General features: G+C 66.8%; 17 protein-coding genes. 5 read left to right on the forward strand and 12 right to left on the reverse strand.

Annotated elements, in window-relative coordinates; translation table 11 throughout:
- Positions 1 to 22: 22 nt before the first annotated feature.
- From nusB to C8J30_RS15255, 4 genes are read right to left on the reverse strand one after another with little or no spacing between them, the layout of a single operon-like run.
- Entirely contained in the window at positions 23 to 520 is a 498-nt protein-coding gene (gene nusB / locus C8J30_RS15240) for a transcription antitermination factor NusB (RefSeq protein WP_110806697.1), read from the reverse strand.
- A gap of 26 nt (positions 521 to 546) precedes the next feature.
- Complete coding sequence (locus tag C8J30_RS15245) at positions 547 to 1062, reverse strand: 6,7-dimethyl-8-ribityllumazine synthase (RefSeq protein ID WP_110806698.1); 516 nt, start codon at positions 1060 to 1062, stop codon at positions 547 to 549.
- Between the two features lies 1 nt (position 1063).
- Complete coding sequence (gene ribB / locus C8J30_RS15250; protein ID WP_110806699.1) at positions 1064 to 2197, reverse strand: 3,4-dihydroxy-2-butanone-4-phosphate synthase; 1134 nt, start codon at positions 2195 to 2197, stop codon at positions 1064 to 1066.
- Positions 2194 to 2784, reverse strand: a complete 591-nt coding sequence (locus tag C8J30_RS15255) for a riboflavin synthase (protein ID WP_110806700.1) — start codon at positions 2782 to 2784, stop codon at positions 2194 to 2196. Before C8J30_RS15255 ends, ribB begins: the two co-directional genes overlap by 4 nt.
- 212 nt (positions 2785 to 2996) lie before the next feature.
- On the opposite strand from C8J30_RS15255, the gene C8J30_RS15260 reads away from it, so the two are divergent.
- The 3 genes from C8J30_RS15260 (at position 2997) to C8J30_RS15270 (ending at position 7535) form a co-directional block, all read left to right on the forward strand.
- On the forward strand, positions 2997 to 4283 hold the full coding sequence (locus tag C8J30_RS15260; RefSeq protein WP_110806701.1) for a capsule biosynthesis protein: 1287 nt from the start codon (positions 2997 to 2999) through the stop codon (positions 4281 to 4283).
- 82 nt (positions 4284 to 4365) lie between these two features.
- The gene (locus C8J30_RS15265) at positions 4366 to 5496 is read left to right on the forward strand and encodes a polysaccharide biosynthesis/export family protein (RefSeq protein ID WP_245909856.1); all 1131 of its coding nucleotides are present in this window, start codon (positions 4366 to 4368) and stop codon (positions 5494 to 5496) included.
- Positions 5496 to 7535, forward strand: coding sequence for a capsular polysaccharide biosynthesis protein (locus C8J30_RS15270; protein ID WP_110806702.1), 2040 nt, complete (start codon positions 5496 to 5498; stop codon positions 7533 to 7535). The genes C8J30_RS15265 and C8J30_RS15270 overlap by 1 nt, the downstream gene beginning before the upstream one ends.
- Here C8J30_RS15270 and ribD read toward each other — a convergent pair.
- From ribD to C8J30_RS15285, 3 genes are all read right to left on the reverse strand, one after another.
- Positions 7532 to 8623, reverse strand: a complete 1092-nt coding sequence (gene ribD / locus C8J30_RS15275) for a bifunctional diaminohydroxyphosphoribosylaminopyrimidine deaminase/5-amino-6-(5-phosphoribosylamino)uracil reductase RibD (protein ID WP_110806703.1) — start codon at positions 8621 to 8623, stop codon at positions 7532 to 7534. The genes C8J30_RS15270 and ribD overlap by 4 nt on opposite strands.
- Positions 8620 to 9087 carry a transcriptional regulator NrdR gene (nrdR, locus tag C8J30_RS15280; protein ID WP_110806704.1) on the reverse strand — a complete coding sequence of 156 codons (468 nt, stop codon included), beginning with the start codon at positions 9085 to 9087 and terminating at the stop codon, positions 8620 to 8622. The genes ribD and nrdR overlap by 4 nt, the downstream gene beginning before the upstream one ends.
- Before the next feature lie 168 nt (positions 9088 to 9255).
- The gene (locus C8J30_RS15285) at positions 9256 to 9627 is read right to left on the reverse strand and encodes a hypothetical protein (protein WP_110806705.1); all 372 of its coding nucleotides are present in this window, start codon (positions 9625 to 9627) and stop codon (positions 9256 to 9258) included.
- Positions 9628 to 9757: 130 nt separating this feature from the next.
- On the opposite strand from C8J30_RS15285, the gene C8J30_RS15290 reads away from it, so the two are divergent.
- Both C8J30_RS15290 and C8J30_RS15295 read left to right on the forward strand, forming a co-directional pair.
- Positions 9758 to 11020: an ATP-binding protein gene (locus tag C8J30_RS15290; protein WP_110806706.1), complete on the forward strand. Its 1263-nt coding sequence runs from the start codon at positions 9758 to 9760 to the stop codon at positions 11018 to 11020.
- A complete protein-coding gene (locus C8J30_RS15295) occupies positions 11007 to 11579 on the forward strand; it encodes a response regulator transcription factor (protein WP_110806707.1) in 573 nt (190 codons plus the stop codon). The genes C8J30_RS15290 and C8J30_RS15295 overlap by 14 nt, the downstream gene beginning before the upstream one ends.
- Before the next feature lie 160 nt (positions 11580 to 11739).
- On the opposite strand, the gene cydX is transcribed toward C8J30_RS15295, so the two are convergent.
- The 5 genes from cydX to C8J30_RS15320 form a co-directional block, all read right to left on the reverse strand.
- Positions 11740 to 11850 carry a cytochrome bd-I oxidase subunit CydX gene (gene cydX, locus C8J30_RS15300; RefSeq protein WP_110806708.1) on the reverse strand — a complete coding sequence of 37 codons (111 nt, stop codon included), beginning with the start codon at positions 11848 to 11850 and terminating at the stop codon, positions 11740 to 11742.
- Between the two features lie 12 nt (positions 11851 to 11862).
- Positions 11863 to 13020, reverse strand: coding sequence for a cytochrome d ubiquinol oxidase subunit II (gene cydB, locus C8J30_RS15305; RefSeq protein ID WP_110806709.1), 1158 nt, complete (start codon positions 13018 to 13020; stop codon positions 11863 to 11865).
- A 4-nt stretch (positions 13021 to 13024) separates the two neighbouring features.
- Positions 13025 to 14605, reverse strand: a complete 1581-nt coding sequence (locus tag C8J30_RS15310; protein ID WP_110806710.1) for a cytochrome ubiquinol oxidase subunit I — start codon at positions 14603 to 14605, stop codon at positions 13025 to 13027.
- Positions 14606 to 14827: 222 nt separating this feature from the next.
- On the reverse strand, positions 14828 to 15586 hold the full coding sequence (locus C8J30_RS15315) for an EcsC family protein (protein ID WP_110806711.1): 759 nt from the start codon (positions 15584 to 15586) through the stop codon (positions 14828 to 14830).
- A 51-nt stretch (positions 15587 to 15637) separates the two neighbouring features.
- Positions 15638 to 16123 carry a GNAT family N-acetyltransferase gene (locus C8J30_RS15320; RefSeq protein WP_110806712.1) on the reverse strand — a complete coding sequence of 162 codons (486 nt, stop codon included), beginning with the start codon at positions 16121 to 16123 and terminating at the stop codon, positions 15638 to 15640.
- Between the last annotated feature and the right edge of the window lie 34 nt (positions 16124 to 16157).

Here is a 16157-nt window from a genome sequence, read left to right on the forward strand (position 1 = left end):
CCGTCCCGGCGGGACGATCGGCTCAGAACGCCTCGGGGCGAACCTCGCGGGCCATGTGATCAAGCACCGCATTGACGAATTTCGTCTCTTTGCCCTCGGGAAAGAAGGCGCGGGCAACCTCGACGAATTCGTTGATCACGACCTTGATCGGCGTCGCCGGATTGACCATTTCGGCCCCCGCGGCGCGGAAGAGCGCGCGCAGCACCGGGTCGATGCGCTCGATCGGCCAGGTGGCGACCAGCGCGCGGTCGGTGGTCTGGTCGATCTTCGCCTGCCACATCACCGCATCATCGAGCAGACGGCGGAACAGGTCATAATCGCCCTCGGCCAGCTCTTCGCCCTCGTCGGTGGTCATGCCGAAGCGGAAGCTTTCGAATTCGCGGGCGACGCGGTCCACCCCCTGCCCCGCCGCTTCCATCTGGAAGAGCGCCTGCACGGCATAAAGCCGCGCGGCCGAGCGCATCCGGCGTTTTTCTTCCGGCGTCGGCTTGCGGGGCGTCTCGGGGGTGGTGTCGGTCATGATTGTGCGATCCTCAGGTGGCCCGGTCAGACGGTGTCGCCCTTGGGGCGAAAGCCGATTCCCTGCGTCCGGGTGGCCCATTTGCGCGAGAGCGCGATCAGATGCAAGGCCGCAGCCGCCGCACCGCCGCCCTTGTCCTGATCTTCGGGCTTGGCGCGGGCCTCGGCCTGGGCGCGACTTTCCACCGTCAGGATGCCGTTGCCGATGCACAACCCCTGCAGGCCGAGCATCATCAGACCGCGCGAGCTGTCATTGCAGACGGTGTCGTAATGCGTGGTTTCGCCACGGATCACGCAGCCAAGCGCCACATAGCCATCGTAATCCGAGAGCCGCTCGGCCATGCCGATGGCGGTCGGCACCTCCAGCGCGCCGGGCACTTCGGCGATCTCGACCTCGGCCCCGGCTTTGGCGGCCACCGCCTTCGCCCCCGCAATCATCCAATCGGCGATGTCGCGATAATAGGGCGCGACGACGATCAGAAGCTTCACCGGCTTGTCGAAGACGGGCAGCGGCAGCGTGTAGTGGTTTTCGTTCGCCGCCATCTCAATACCCCCGGGTTTCGTCGATCGAAAGCCCATAGCCCTCGATGCCGATCACCTTGGGCTTCGGCGAATTCGTCAGCAGTTTCAGATGGCTGATGCCCAGCGCCAGAAGGATCTGCGCGCCCAGACCGTATTGGCGCAAGGTCTGCGGCGAGGCTTCGCCCGGCATCGGCATCTTCGCGGTGGTTTCGCGCAAGAGCACGACGACGCCACGGCCCTCGGCGGCAATCGCCTCCATCGCGCGGCCCAGATCGTTCATCTTGCCCGGACGCAGCCCCAGCACATCCGAGAGCGGATCGAGCGCATGCATCCGCACGAGCACCGGTTCCGGGCCGGAAATATCGCCCTTGGTCAGAACGATATGCTCGGCGCCCTCGGTCTGGTCGGCAAAGATCCGCATCGACCAGTCGCCGCCGAATTCCGACTGCACGGCGCGCTGCGCGGTTTCCCGCACCAGATGGTCATAGCGGCGGCGATAGGCGATCAGGTCGGAAATCGTGCCGATCTTCAGCCCATGCTTTTGCGCAAAAGCGATCAGATCGGGCAGACGCGCCATCGTGCCGTCTTCGTTCATCACTTCGCAGATCACGCCCGAGGGGTTCAGCCCCGCCAGACGCGAGATATCGACCGCGGCTTCGGTATGCCCGGCGCGGACCAGCACGCCGCCATCGCGGGCGCGCAGCGGGAACAGGTGGCCCGGCGTCGCGATGTCCTGACGGCCCTTGGTCGGGTCGATCGCCACGGCCACGGTGCGGGCGCGGTCATGCGCCGAAATCCCGGTCGAAATCCCCTCGCGCGCCTCGATCGAGACGGTGAAGGCGGTCTCGTGACGGCTGGAGTTCGAAGACGCCATCAGCGGCAGCCCGAGCGCCTCGATCCGGTCGGCGGTCAGCGCAAGGCAAACCAGCCCGCGGCCGTGCATCGCCATGAAGTTGATCGCATTCGGCGTCGCCATCTGCGCCGGAATGATCAGGTCGCCCTCGTTCTCGCGATCCTCGTGATCGACGAGGATGAACATCTTGCCGTTGCGGGCATCCTCGATGATCTCCTCGATCGAGGACATCGCATCGCGGTAGCTTTGCTCCACCGGGCCCGGGGTTTCGTGATTGCCAGCTTTGTCCACCGGGTTCGTCATGCCTTCCACTCCGTCAGCCGGGCCACGTAACGGGCCAGCGTGTCTATTTCCAGATTGACCTTGTCGCCCACCGATGCAGCGCCGAACGTGGTCACGGCCTTGGTGTGCGGGATGATATTGATGCCAAAGCTGCAGCCGTCCACCTCGTTGACGGTCAGCGACGCCCCGTCAAGCGCGACCGAGCCCTTGGGGGCGATGTATTTCGCCAGCGCCTCGGGGGCGCGGAAGCTGAAGCGGGTGCTTTCGCCCTCGTCGCGCAGCGCGGTGATTTCCGCCACGCCATCGACATGGCCCGAAACGATATGGCCGCCAAGCTCGTCGCCCACCTTCAGCGCGCGTTCAAGGTTGATGCGCTTGCCGACCGTCCAGCCGCCAAGGTTGGTTTTCGAAACGGTCTCTGCCGAGATCTGCACGTCATACCAGTCGGCGCCGGTCGCGATCACCGTCAGGCAGACCCCCGCATGGGCGATCGAGGCGCCGATTTCGACCGTGCTCATGTCATAGCCGCAACGGATCCGCGCGCGCAGATCGCCGGTGTTTTCAAGGGCGACGATCTCGCCCAGATCGGTGACGATTCCGGTGAACATGGCTTTCCCTACCGTGATTTCTTCTTGCCTAGCTTGCACAGGCGCCGCACGCAAGGCTTGGCCCCGACGCTTGGGCGCACAGCTGCGGCGCGAAAATGCGGCCCGCCGTCGCGGTGCCCCGGTTTTGCCGCCAAAAGGTTAAGCTCGCGTGCAATTTGTCGTGACAGCCTGCAAGCAAGGGGCCAAAAGGGGGCGTTTTGAGCGTGAGTCCAATGAACTGCCCGCCCCCCCGCACCTTCCTGCTGCTGCAAGGCCCGCACGGGCCTTTCTTTCGGCAATTGGGAGCGATGCTGCGCGCGGCCGGGGGCTCGGTCTGGCGCGTCGGTTTCAACCGCGGCGACGAGGCGTTCTGGGATGATCCGGCCAGCTTCCTGCGCTTTGCCGAGCCGCCCGAGACCTGGCCCGCCCGCATCGCAACGCTGATCGGCGAAAAATCCATCACCGATCTGGTGCTTTACGGCGATACCCGCCCGGTGCATGCGCAGGCGATCGCCGCCGCCACGGCCGCGGGCGTCACCGTGCATGTCTTCGAGGAAGGCTATCTCCGGCCCTATTGGGTCACCTATGAACGCGGCGGCGCCAATGGCCATTCGCGGCTGATGACGCTTTCGGTGCCCGAGATGCGCCGGGCGCTGGCGCAAAGCCAGATCGACTTCCCCGAAGCCCCGCCGCGGTGGGGCGACATGCGCCAGCATGTGTTCTATGGCGCGCTCTATCATTTCCTCGTCATGGTCCAGAACCGTCGGTATCGCAATTTCACGCCGCACCGGGGGATTTCCGTCTTCGACGAGTTCCGGCTTTACCTGCGCCGTCTGGTGCTGATGCCGGTGCAGGCGCTGGAACGGATGCTCGCCACGATGCGGGTGCGGCTTTCGGGCCACCCGATCCATCTGGTGCTGTTGCAGCTTGAACATGACGCCTCGTTCCGGATGCACTCGCCTTTCGCCTCCCAGACCGAGTTTATCGACCTCGTGATGGCCGGCTTCGCGGCGGGGGCCCCTCGCCATCATCACCTTGTCTTCAAGGCGCATCCGCTTGAAGACGGACGCGCGCCGATCCCGCAGACGATCAAGACCGCCACGGCGCGGCATGGGCTCGAGGGCCGGGTGCATTTCATCCGCGGCGGCAAGCTGGCGGAATTGCTTGCACAGGCGCGCTCGGCGGTGACGGTGAATTCGACCGCCGCGCAGCAGGTGCTCTGGCGCGGGCTGCCGCTCAAGGCCTTTGGCCGGGCGGTCTTCGACAAGCCGGAATTCGTCTCGACCCAACCCCTGCCCGAGTTCTTCGCCGCCCCGCAAAGACCAGATACGCGGGCCTATCGCGACTATCGCCACTACCTGTTGGAGACGTCGCAGATTCCGGGCGGGTTCTACTCGGCCCGGGGGCGGCGGATCCTGCTGCGGCAGGTGGTCGACATGATGCTTTCTCCCGAAGATCCCTATGAGGCGCTGAGCGCGGGCAAAGCGGCGCCGCGGCAACAGTTGCGCGTTGTGAATTGATCGCGCTGGAAATTTTGCCGTCTCGCCGCTAGGATGGCCGGAAAACAAACGGCAATCCCCAAGAGGAGCCCGAGCAGTGAGCGTGACCCTTCCCCGCAGGACCCTTTTGCTGGGTCTTTCGGCGGTGCTTCTTGGCACTGCCTCCTGTGGCCTGCCCCGGCCCGGCCCGAACAAACGCGAAATCTTTGCCGGATCGGTGATGCGCAAGGGCGATGCCTTTGTCGTCACCGTCGATGACCATGTGGCGCGGGCGACAGCGGTGCAGCCTGCGCTCGGCTTTTCCTCCAGCTTCCAGAACGCGGGCGTCGTCGGCTCGGACACGATCAACCCGGGCGATACGCTGCAGCTGACGATCTGGGAAAACGTCGATGACGGGCTTCTGGCGCAGCAGGGCACGACCGCGACGCAGCTGACCGAAGTGCAGGTCGATGGCGCGGGCTACATCTTCGTGCCCTATGCGGGCAAGATCAAGGCGGCGGGCAATTCCCCCGATGCCCTGCGCAAGATCATCACCGAGAAACTCGACGCCCAGACCCCCGATCCGCAGGTGCTGATCGCGCGGGCGGCGGGCGATGGCGCCACCGTCTCCGTCATGGGTTCGGTCGGCGGTCAGGGCGTCTATGCGATCGAACGGCCGACCCGCAAGCTCTCGGCGATGATCGCCCGCGCCGGGGGCGTGACGATCAAGCCCGAGATCACCAAGATCACCGTCAAACGCGGCGGCAAGCAGGGCACGGTCTGGCTGACCGATCTTTACAAGAACCCGAAGATGGACATCGCGCTGCGTCCGGGCGACGTGATCCTCGTCGAGGAAGACACCCGCGCCTTCACCTCGCTGGGCGCGACCGGGGCGCAGGCCCGCGTGCCCTTCGAGACGCAGACGCTCTCGGCCCTCGAAGCCATCGCCACCGTCGGCGGTCTGGCCTCGAACACGGCCGACCCGAAGGGCGTCTTCGTCTTCCGCAACGAGCCGGCGGAAATCGCGAATGTGGTGCTGGGCCGGACCGATCTCGTTGGCGATCAGCGCCTGGTCTACGTGCTCAACCTGACCGAGCCGAACGGCATGTTCCTGGCCCGTGACTTCGTGATCCGCGACGGCGACACCGTCTATGTCACCGAAGCGCCGTTCGTGCAGTGGCAGAAATCGCTTTCGGCGCTGACCGGCTCGGCCACGGCCGCAAGCTCGCTCGACAGCGTCGCCTCCGGGAACTGATGTCCCGAGAGAGACAGGACAAGGCCGCTCCGGAGCCCGGCTCCGGGCGGCTTTTTCCATATGCGGCCGGGTTTCTCTGGCAACCGCAGCTGCGCGCGATGCTGCGCGCGGCGGGCTACCGCCTGCATCTGGGCCTGCCCGGCCCCGAGGATCGCGTCGCGGTCTGGGGCCGCTCGCCCTACGCCGCCCGCGGCGAGGCGGTGGCGGCGAAACGAAATGTCGGTCTGGTGCGGCTCGAAGATGCCTTCCTCCGTTCGATCCATCCGGGGCGCGTCAGCGGGGCGGGCGGACCGCTTGGGCTTTTGATCGACCCGTTCGGCGTGCATTTCGATGCCGCGCAGCCCTCGCTTCTGGAACGGATGCTGGCGCGCGAGCCGCTCGATGACACCGCGCTTCTCGATCGCGCCCGCGATGGCATCGCCCGGCTGAAGGCGCTAGATCTGTCGAAATACAATGACTTCGACGAAAAGCTTGCGCCGCCCGCGCCCGGCTATGTGCTGGTGATCGACCAGACCGCGGGGGATGCCTCGATCCTGCATGGCCGGGCGAGTGCGGCAACCTTCCGCGAGATGCTTGCCGTGGCGCAGATCGAAAATCCGGGCGCGCGGATCGTGATCAAGACCCATCCCGAGACCCGGGCGGGCCTGCGCCCGGGCCACTACGGCCCCGCGAACGAGGACGCCCGCACGGTGCTTCTGAGCGATCCGGTCTCGCCCTGGGCGCTGCTCGAAGGCGCCATCGCGGTCTACACCGTCTCCTCGCTCATGGGCTACGAGGCGATCCTGGCCGGTCACAAGCCGCGCGTTTTCGGCCAGCCCTTCTACGCGGGCTGGGGTCTGACGCAGGATGAAAACCCGGTCGCGCGGCGGCAACGACGGCTGACCCGGGCGCAGATCTTTGCGGTCAGCCATATCCTTGCGCCAACCTGGTTCGATCCCTGTCGCGGCCGGTTGTGCCGTTTCGAGGAGGCGGTCGATCAGCTTGAAGCCGAGGTCCGCGCCTTTCGCGCCGACCGTGCGGGCCATGTCGCCACCGGCATGCGGCTGTGGAAACGCCGCCCGCTGCAGCAGTTCTTCGGCCGCGAAAAACCGCTGCGCTTTGCTGAGCCCCCGGAGCAGGCCGCGGCTGCGGCGCAGGCCTCGGGGCGCAGCCTGCTGATCTGGGCGGGCAAGGAACCGCCCGGTTTTGCAGCCCCCGCGCTGCGGGTCGAGGACGGTTTCCTGAGGTCGAAAGGTCTGGGTGCCGATCTGGTTCCGCCGCTGTCGCTTGTCACCGATGCGCAGGGGATTTACTTCGATCCGACCCGCCCGTCGGATCTTGAAGACCTGATCTCCCGCCCGCCGCCGCCCGGCGGCGTCGCCCGGGCCGCGCGCCTGATCGCCGCGCTGCGCAAGAGTGGAGTGTCAAAATACAACCTTGACGGGAATACCCCCGATCTGCCCGCAGGCCATCGCATCCTTGTTCCGGGGCAGGTCGAAGATGACGCCTCGATCCGCCTCGGCGCGGGGGAAATCTGCACGAATCTGGCCTTGCTGATGCGGGTTCGGGCAGCAAACCCCGCGGCGATTGTCCTTTTCAAACCGCACCCGGATGTCGAGGCCGGGTTGCGGCCGGGCGCCATCCCCGAGGCCGAGGCGCTGCGTTTCGCAAACCAGATCTTGCACAAATCGAACCCGATGGCGCTGATCGCCGCGGTGGACGAGGTCTGGACAATGACCTCGCTTCTGGGATTCGAGGCGCTCTTGCGCGGCAAGAACGTCACCGTGACCGGAGCGCCCTTTTATGCCGGTTGGGGTCTGACCCGCGATCTTGGCGCAGTGCCCGACCGCCGCAAGGCCCGGCCGAGCCTTGAAGAGCTCGTCCATGCCGCGTTGATCGCCTATCCGCGGTATCTTGATCCGGTGACCCGCCGTCCCTGCCCGCCCGAGGTGGTGCTCGACCGGTTGGCGCACGGCCCCCTGCCCCGCCCCGGTCCGCTGAACCGAAGCTTGGCAAAGCTGCAGGGGCTGTTTGCGGGGGCTGCGTTTCTCTGGCGTTAGGCGCGCAGCCAACGCGCCAGCACGTCTTCGCCCATCGGCTGCACAGACGCGAGCTGATAGCGCGGGGCGTCACTCAAGCGGCTCACCCCAAGATCACCGATCCCGGGCTTCGCATCGCCGCCGAGAACCACGCCCGCGGTGAAACCGATCAGCTCGTCGACCAAACCGGCCGCCATCAGGCTTGCCGCAAATTGCCCGCCGCCCTCGCAAAAGACCCGGGTCAGACCGCGCGCGGCCAAGGCGGCCATCAGGGCCATCGGGTCAAGACCCGTCTCACCCGCAGGCGCTTCGATCAACTCGGCCCCGACCCCGGCCCAGAAATCCCGCGCCGCTTCGGGCGCTTCGACCCCATGAACCAACCACAGCGGCGCCTGCCCGACCGAACCCGCCAAGCGCCCGCGCGGCAGATCGAGACGGCGCGACGCCACCACCCGCACCGGCGCGCGCAGGGGCGTGAAGCTGCGCACAGTCAGCAGCGGATCATCCGCCCGCGCCGTGCCGCCGCCGACCAGAACCGCATCGAACCGCGCCCGCAGCGCCTGCACATGGGCGCGCGCTTGCGGCCCGGTAATCCACTGGCTTTCGCCATTCGCCAAAGCGATCCTGCCGTCGAAACTCGCGCCCAGTTTCAGCGCCAGCCACGGACGTCCCTTTTCGATCCGGCTCAGAAACCCCGCCTGCGCCGCCCGCGCCTCGGCTTCAAGCACTCCGGTTTGCACCGAAATCCCCGCCGCGCGCAGCATCGCATGGCCCCGACCCGAGACCCGCGGATCGGGATCTTCCATCGCCGAAACGACCCGCGCCACCCCCGCCGAAATCAGCGCCTCGGCACAGGGCGGGGTCTTGCCGTGATGGGCACAGGGTTCGAGCGTGACATAGGCCGTGGCCCCACGCGCGGCGGCCCCCGCCTGATCCAGCGCCCGGCGCTCGGCATGCGGACGACCGCCGGGTTGGGTCCAGCCCCGCCCGACGATGCGCTCTTCGTTCACGATGACGCAGCCGACGGCGGGATTGGGCCAGACATTGCCCAAACCGCGCCCGGCCAGCCCCAGCGCCAGCCGCATGAAGCGGCTGTCGGCCTCGGTCACTCGGCATCCCCCGACTGCGGGCGCAGTTCCGACACGAATTTGTCGAAATCGTCCGCCGCCTGGAAGTTCTTGTAAACGCTGGCAAAGCGCACATAGGCGACGGTATCGATCCGCGCCAGCGTCTCCATCACGATCTCGCCGATCGCGCGCGAGGGAATGTCGGTCTCGCCCAGACTTTCCAGCCGCCGCACGATGCCCGAGATCATCTGATCGATCCGCTCCGGCTCGATCGGGCGTTTCTGCATCGCGATCCGGATCGAGCGTTCCAGCTTGTCACGGTCGAAATCCTCGCGCCGCCCCGAGGTCTTGATCACCACCAGATCGCGCAGTTGCACGCGCTCATAGGTGGTGAAGCGACCGCCACAGGCCGGGCAGAACCGACGCCGCCGGATCGCCACATGATCCTCGGCCGGTCGGCTGTCCTTCACTTGAGTATCGACATTACCGCAAAACGGGCAGCGCATGGCGTCCCCCCTCTAATGTTCCTGCCTCAGATTGGGGTCTGTCGCCCCGGTTATCCACAGGACTATAGGGGGAGGGCGAGGGATCGGGTAGCGCAAATCGGCACCTACCAGATACGGGGCGGCAACTGTGGCGGCGCGGACTCAGGCGCCCGCGCCGGGTCACCTGGATCAGGCTTTCGGCACCGCCGGAGCCGGGGCGGTCGTCAGCGCCGCGGGCTGCGCGGCCGAGCGGTCCCTGGCATAGATCGCAAGGCACTCGGGCATGATGCCCATCACCTGCACCTCTTTCGCATAGGCGGCATCGACCGCCTCGGCCGACATCGGCTTCGACTTTTGCCCGAGCGGCGCCAGCGAGCCGTCGCCCTTGCCGGTCACCAGCGCGAACTGGCCCCCGGGCTCGGCGGTGACATAGGCAAAGCAGGTCCCGGCCTGCGACATCCGGGGCGCCTTCGGATCGGCGGGCATGCCCTCGACACAGGCAGCAAGCACAAGCGGGGCAAGAAGCAGCAAAGATGCGGTGCGGGCGGAAGCAATGGGCATGGGAACCTCGTGAAAATCTCGCCTCACGGTAGCAGCCTGCACGAAAGGGGCAAGGGCAAAGCGGTGCGGTTGCCCCTGCCCGCGCGATGCGGCATCTTCCCGGAAACCGCGCCCCTTTCCGCAAGGCATCATGCAGCCCCCCGAACCTACCGACAGCGACCGACGCGCCGCGCGCGAGACCGGACGGCTTCTGGTGCAGATCCGCTGGCTGGCGATCGCCGGTCAGATCGCGGCGACGTTCTTTGCCGCGCAGGTGCTGGGGCTGGCGCTACCGCTCGAGCGGATGGCGCTGGTGATCGCGGGGCTTGTCGGCTTCAACGGGATCATCGCGCTCGCGATGCGGCGCGGTGCAAGGCTGCCCGATGCGATGCTGGCGCTGCAACTGGGCGTCGACACGCTGACGCTGGCGGCGCTGATTGCGCTCGCCGGGGCGACGGCCAGCCCCTTTGCCATGCTGCTCCTCGTGCCACTTCTGCTGGCGCTGTCGCTCTGTTCCCCGCGGGCGGCGCTGCCGATCTATCTTCTGGCGAACCTCTGCATCGGGGCGCTTGTCGCCTTCGGCCCAGTTTCCGGCACGGCGCTGGTGCCGGCCTTCGGGCTCAGCTCGACGCTGATGGCGTGGTTCGTGCTGCGCCTGCGCCTGACCGTTGCCGCCCGCGACCGCGCCATCGAGGAACTGCGCCGCGCCAAGACCGAGGCGGATCAGTTGGCCGGGCTCGGCCTTCTCGCCTCGGGGATGGCGCATGAGCTGGGCACGCCGCTGACGACGCTCGCCGTGACGCTCGACGACTGGGCCGAGATCGGCTTGCCCGAGGGCGCGGCGCGGCAAAAGGATCTGGAAACGATGGTCGCCCAGCTCAAGCGCTGCCGCGCCATCGTCACCCGCACCCTGCAGGCGGCCGGGCGCGAGCGGCTCGAGGCCGCCGCCGCCGTTCCCGCCGAGGCCGAAATCCGCCACATCCTTGCGCTTTGGTCGGGGGCGCGCGGCCGCACGCGCGTGCCGGTCACGGCCGACCCCAGCCTGCGCGGGGCGCAGATGCTCTCGGCGCCGATCCTAGAAGCCGCGCTGATCAACCTGCTCGACAATGCCGAAAGCGCCGCCCCCGGCACGGTCGCCGCCTGCCTGAGCCGTGCGGGCGAGCGGCTGATCCTGCGCCTTTCCGACCGCGGTCCGGGCTTTCCCGAAACCGTGCTGTCGCAGCCCGGCACCCCCTTCGTCTCGGGCACGGGCGCGCCGGGCCGCGGGCTGGGCCTTTTTCTCGCCCGCAATGCGATCGATCGCCTTGGCGGCCGGATGACCCTGCGCAATGCCGCCACCGGGGCCGAGGTCGAGATCGCCTTTCCGCTGCTTGACCGCCCCCAGACCGAAGAGGCCGCCGATGCCCGCGCCTGACCGCTGCCTGCTGATCGTCGAGGACGACCCGCATCTGGCCGAAACGCTCGCCAGCGCCTTCACGCGCCGCGGCTATGCCGTCCACACCGCGCTGCGCGAAGACAGCGCCATCGCGCTGGCTGCGCGGATCCGGCCCACCCATGCGCTGGTCGATCTGAAACTGGCCGAGGGCTCGGGCCTTGGGGTCGTCAAGGCCCTCGCCACCCTCGACGCCCCGCCCGCCATCGTCGTGCTGACCGGCTTTGCCGCTGTGGCGACGGCGGTCGAAGCGATCAAGCTCGGCGCCACCCAATATCTGGCAAAGCCCGCCACCGCGCGCGAAATCGAAGCCGCCTTTTCCCACCGCGCGGGGATGGCCATGCCGGAAATCGAAGCCCCGCAGGTCGGCGTGAAAGCGCAGGAATGGGAGCTGATCCAGCGCACCCTGGCGGAAACCGGCTTCAACGTCTCGGAAACCGCGCGGCGTCTGGGCATGCACCGCCGCACGCTGGCGCGTAAACTCGCCGCCCGAAAGGCCGCGGGCGAGGACATCGGCAGCATCGTCGATTTCGAAGACTGATCCCTTTTCTTCTTGGCGCAAATACGCTGGGGGTCCGGGGGCAAAGCCCCCGGCGGGTCGCCGCGGCAAGGCCGCGGCGAAACAAAAGGGCCGGCCGGGCAGAACCCGACCGGCCAGGGCACCCCGAACCGCGAAGGGACGCGGGATCGGGAAACCTTGCTCAAAGCTCGCCGCGGCGGCGGCGATCTTCCTGCATCTCGAACCACATCGCGTTCAGCACCCCGAACATCACCGCCACCGGCAGGCCCAGAAGCCAGGCAAAATACCACATGTTGCGTCTCCCTCAGTAGGCGTTCGGATTGCGAGCGATGTCGTCGGGGCGCACCTTGCCCCAGAGCACCTTGTAGACCCACGACGTGTAGGCCAGGATGATCGGCAGGAAAATCACCGTCGAGACCAGCATGATGAACAGCGTCATGTGCGACGAGGAACTGTCCCAGACCGTCAGCGAGGCCGAGGGGTTCAAGGACGAGGGCAGGATGAACGGGAACATGCTCAGCCCCACGGTCGAGATCACGCCGAAGATGCCGATCATCGAGGCCGTCACCGCCCAGCCGCTCCAGAACCGCATCAGCACGACCGCGCTGCCAAGGCCCAGCACGCCAAGCGCCGGGGCAACGGCGATCCACGGCCGGGTCTGATAGGCATCGATCCACGAGCCGCCACGCACCACCTCGGACAGAAGCGGGTTCGACGGGCCGAAGTGATCGGGCTCGGTGACGAACTGATAGGCCGGGATGCCGAAGGCGAGCCAGACCCCGGCAAGGGCAAAGGTGACGATCGTCGCCACGCCAGCCCAAGAGCCGATCCGCCGCGCCCGCGCCTGCACCGCGCCCTCGGTCTTCAGCACGAGCCAGGCCGCGCCATGCGCGATGTGCATCGAGAGCGACACGACACCGACGAACAAGGCAAACGGGTTCAAGAGGCCCAGCAGTTTCATCAGCGGGTTGCCCGGATAGATCGGCAACAGCGTCTCGTCGAGGGTGAAGGGCACGCCTTGCAGCACATTGCCCACCGCCACGCCGAAGATCAGCGCGGGCACGACGCCGCCCACCACCAGCGCCCAGTCCCAGCGCGTGCGCCAGACATGGCTTTCCTTCTTGTTGCGATACTTGAACCCCACCGGCCGCAGGATCAGCGCCGCCAGAACAAGGAACATCGCCAGATAGAAGCCCGAGAAGCTGACCGCATAAAGCGGTGGCCAGGCGGCAAAGATCGCCCCGCCGCCCAGGATCAACCAGACCTGGTTGCCCTCCCAGACCGGGCCGATGGTGTTGATCACCACCCGCCGCTCGGCATCGGTCTGCGCGACGAAGGGGTTCAGCGCCGCCACCCCCATGTCGAAGCCGTCGGTGGCCGCGAGCCCGATCAGAAGGACACCCAGCAGCCCCCACCAGATCACGCGCAGGATTTCATAGCTCAGAAGGTCATGCAGGATCATGGTGTTACTCCGCAGGTTTGGCGACGGGATGGTGCTTGGCGGCCCAGGCCTCGACCACGTCGATGTCATGCGTCGGCCCCTTGCGGATCGCCGCCAGCATCAGCCGGATCTCGATGACCAGCAGCACCGAATACAGCGTCACAAAGCCCGCCAGCGTCAGCGCCACATCCCAGATCGACAGGTTCGACACCGAGAGCGCGGTGGGCAGCAGCCCATCCACCGTCCAGGGCTGACGTCCGAATTCGGCCACGAACCAGCCGGTTTCGGCAGCAATCCACGGCACCGGGATCGCCAGAACCGCCGTGCGCAAGGCCCAGGTCGGGAAGCGACCACCGCGGAAGTTCGAGGTGAAGAACATGAAGCCGATGAAGACGAGCATGAAAACCCCGGCCCCCACCATCACCCGGAATGACCAAAACAGCGGCAGCACCTGCGGCACGGTCTTCCAGGCCGCTTCGGTGATCTGCGCATCGGTGGCCAGTTTCGGGTCGGCCACCACCGTCGTCAGCAGCATCGCATAGCCGAGATCGGCCGAATGCGCCTCGAAGCTCGCCTTGACCTCGGGGGTGACGGCGCCTTTCGCAGCACGGATCTGCAAGAGCGCGTCATAAGCGATCACGCCCGAGCGGATCCGCCCCTCGGCCTGCGCCACCAGATCCTTGATCCCGGGCATTTCGGTATTGAGCGAGCGGGTGCCGATCAGCCCCATCACATAGGGCACCTTGATCGCATATTTCGTCTCGCGCGCTTCCTGATCGGGGATGCCAAACAGGTTGAACGAGGCCGGAGCCTCCTCCGTTTCCCACATCCCCTCGATCGCGGCGAGTTTCATGCGCTGGTTATGCGTCGCCTCGTAGCCCGACTCGTCGCCCAGCAGCAGCACCGACAGGCACGAGGCCAGACCAAAGGCCGAAGCGACGGCAATCGAGCGCCGCGCCAGTTCGATGTGACGGCCGCGCAAGAGATACCAGGACGAGACGCCGATCACGAACATCGTCGCCGTGACATAGCCCGCCGAAACGGTATGGACGAATTTCGCCTGCGCCACCGGGTTGAAAAGCACGGCGAAGAAATCGACCAGCTCCATCCGCATCGTCATCGGGTTGAATTCGGCCCCCACCGGGTTCTGCATCCAGCCGTTCGCGATCAGGATCCAGAGCGCCGAGAAGTTGGTGCCGATGGCGACACACCAGGCGACGATCATATGCGCCCGCGCCGTCATCTTTTCCCAGCCAAAGAACCAGATGCCCACGAAGGACGCCTCCATGAAGAAGGCCATCAGCCCTTCGATGGCGAGCGGCGCGCCGAAGATGTCGCCGACGTAATGGCTGTAATAGGCCCAGTTCATCCCGAACTGGAATTCCATCGTCAGCCCGGTCGAGACGCCAAGGACGAAGTTGATCCCGAAGAGCGTGCCCCAGAATTTGGTCATTTGCCGCCAGATCGGGCGGCCGGTCATCACATAGACCGTCTCCATCGTGGCGACGAGGATCGACAGACCCAATGTCAGCGGCACGAACAGGAAGTGATACATCGCCGTCGACGCAAATTGCAGGCGTGACAGCTCGACTAATCCGAACTCCATCGTTCTCTCCAAGGTGGTTCGCCCGCAGCGTCCCATGCGGGATTACGGCTCAGCTATGGCCAAAGCCGGCGGCGACCACCCCTGTGCGCCCTGTCGCAGGTGGACAAAATGTCACAGCGACATCGGGGCAAGGCGAGCGGGCCGGCGTTTTGCGCACCGGCACGTTAGCACCGACACCTTTCGGGTCAACGAAGGGAGGAGGGAAAATGCGGCAAATGCCGATCAGCGTTTGGTGATCCGCATCACCAGTTCTTCGCGCAAGAGGCCCTCGTCCTCGCCGCTGTCGCGGGCCAGGCGCTTGAGGCCGAAATGCACCCGGGCGATGTCCTGATAGTAACTGGTGAAAGCGTAGTTCACCGCCGCGCCTGCGACCGCGCCCAGAACCGGCACCGTCTGCGTGGTGAGTTTCTGGCCCAGAACGGCGGCCAGCCGCGGCGCCACCTTGGCGATCAGGCTTGAAAGCCCCGGCCCGGTGATCGTCAGCCGCGCGGCAAGAAATCCCATGTCGGCGCCGTCGTCGCGGTCAAGCGGCCCGGCGGCCGCAAAGACGCGCAGACATTCGAGCCGCACCTCATCGCTGTCCGGGTCGAAGCCATGCTCGGCCGCGATGCCCTGAATGGCGCGCAACAGCATCGTCACGGTGAAGGGCAGTTCCGCCAGCGCGCCGGGCAGACCGCCCGCGCCGCCCGCCACCCCCATCGCCGTCGCGAGCGCGGTATTCACCCAATCGGGCCGGTCCGAGACCACCTCGCGCGAGCGGGTGGCGACGGTGAAGGCGGTTTCGAGCGCGCGCTCGGTCGCGCCTTCCAGCCGATCGCGGATCGGGGCGGAGAGCTTGCCCACGAGCGTCTCGGCCCCCGCGCCGACAAAGGAAATCACCTGCATCATCGGCCCCGAGGCCGCGCGATGGCGCCGCGCCAGCGCATCAAGCTCGGTCGTCAGGCGGGTGTCGGTCACCGGATAGAGGATTTCGGGCTGCATGGGGCCTCCTTGTCGGCTGACATATGGGAAGACCCGGGGCGGCGCGAAAGATCAGGGCAGGAACTTTTCCACCGGCCCGCGCACACCGTCCCAGGCGCCCGGCACCAGTTCGAGCGCCAGAACCCGGTCGGGGTTGGTGGGCGGCGGCATCTCCACCCCCTCGATCTTCTCGAAGCCGAAGCGGTTGTAATAGGGCGCGTCGCCGACGAGCAGCACCCGTTCCCAGCCCAGACGCCGCGCCTCGGCCAGACTTTCGTGCATCAGAAGGCCGCCGAGCCCCTCGCCCTGCCGGGTCGGGTGGACGGCGACGGGACCAAGCAGCAACACGCGCTGGCCGCCGACCTTGACCGGCCAGTAGCGGATCACCGCCGCCAGAACGCCATCTTCGCGCAGAACGAGGCAGAGGGGGGCCACCTTCTCGACGCCATCGCGCAGGCGGTAAGACGACAGCGCGGTTCGGCCCGGAGCAAAGCACAGGTCATACAATGCCTCGACTTCCCACCAGTCGGCTTCGGTCTCTTCTTCGAGCTGATACATGCCCCGACCCTTTGCGATTCGCCCTCGAAACGCG

It is taken from the genome of Rhodobacter viridis (assembly GCF_003217355.1).
GTDB classification, from domain to species: Bacteria; Pseudomonadota; Alphaproteobacteria; order Rhodobacterales; family Rhodobacteraceae; genus Rhodobacter; species Rhodobacter viridis.

Bases quoted from the DNA above. Each gene is read 5' to 3' on its own strand.
- C8J30_RS15285 (WP_110806705.1), bottom strand. From the start codon at position 9,627: ATGCCCATTGCTTCCGCCCGCACCGCATCTTTGCTGCTTCTTGCCCCG.
- C8J30_RS15270 (WP_110806702.1), top strand. From the start codon at position 5,496: ATGTCCCGAGAGAGACAGGACAAGGCCGCTCCGGAGCCCGGCTCCGGG.
- C8J30_RS15295 (WP_110806707.1), top strand. From the start codon at position 11,007: ATGCCCGCGCCTGACCGCTGCCTGCTGATCGTCGAGGACGACCCGCAT.
- C8J30_RS15245 (WP_110806698.1), bottom strand. From the start codon at position 1,062: ATGGCGGCGAACGAAAACCACTACACGCTGCCGCTGCCCGTCTTCGAC.
- cydX (WP_110806708.1), bottom strand. From the start codon at position 11,850: ATGTGGTATTTTGCCTGGCTTCTGGGCCTGCCGGTGGCGGTGATGTTC.
- nusB (WP_110806697.1), bottom strand. From the start codon at position 520: ATGACCGACACCACCCCCGAGACGCCCCGCAAGCCGACGCCGGAAGAA.
- C8J30_RS15315 (WP_110806711.1), bottom strand. From the start codon at position 15,586: ATGCAGCCCGAAATCCTCTATCCGGTGACCGACACCCGCCTGACGACC.
- cydB (WP_110806709.1), bottom strand. From the start codon at position 13,020: ATGATCCTGCATGACCTTCTGAGCTATGAAATCCTGCGCGTGATCTGG.
- C8J30_RS15255 (WP_110806700.1), bottom strand. From the start codon at position 2,784: ATGTTCACCGGAATCGTCACCGATCTGGGCGAGATCGTCGCCCTTGAA.
- C8J30_RS15310 (WP_110806710.1), bottom strand. From the start codon at position 14,605: ATGGAGTTCGGATTAGTCGAGCTGTCACGCCTGCAATTTGCGTCGACG.
- C8J30_RS15290 (WP_110806706.1), top strand. From the start codon at position 9,758: ATGCAGCCCCCCGAACCTACCGACAGCGACCGACGCGCCGCGCGCGAG.
- ribB (WP_110806699.1), bottom strand. From the start codon at position 2,197: ATGACGAACCCGGTGGACAAAGCTGGCAATCACGAAACCCCGGGCCCG.
- C8J30_RS15260 (WP_110806701.1), top strand. From the start codon at position 2,997: ATGAACTGCCCGCCCCCCCGCACCTTCCTGCTGCTGCAAGGCCCGCAC.
- C8J30_RS15320 (WP_110806712.1), bottom strand. From the start codon at position 16,123: ATGTATCAGCTCGAAGAAGAGACCGAAGCCGACTGGTGGGAAGTCGAG.
- nrdR (WP_110806704.1), bottom strand. From the start codon at position 9,087: ATGCGCTGCCCGTTTTGCGGTAATGTCGATACTCAAGTGAAGGACAGC.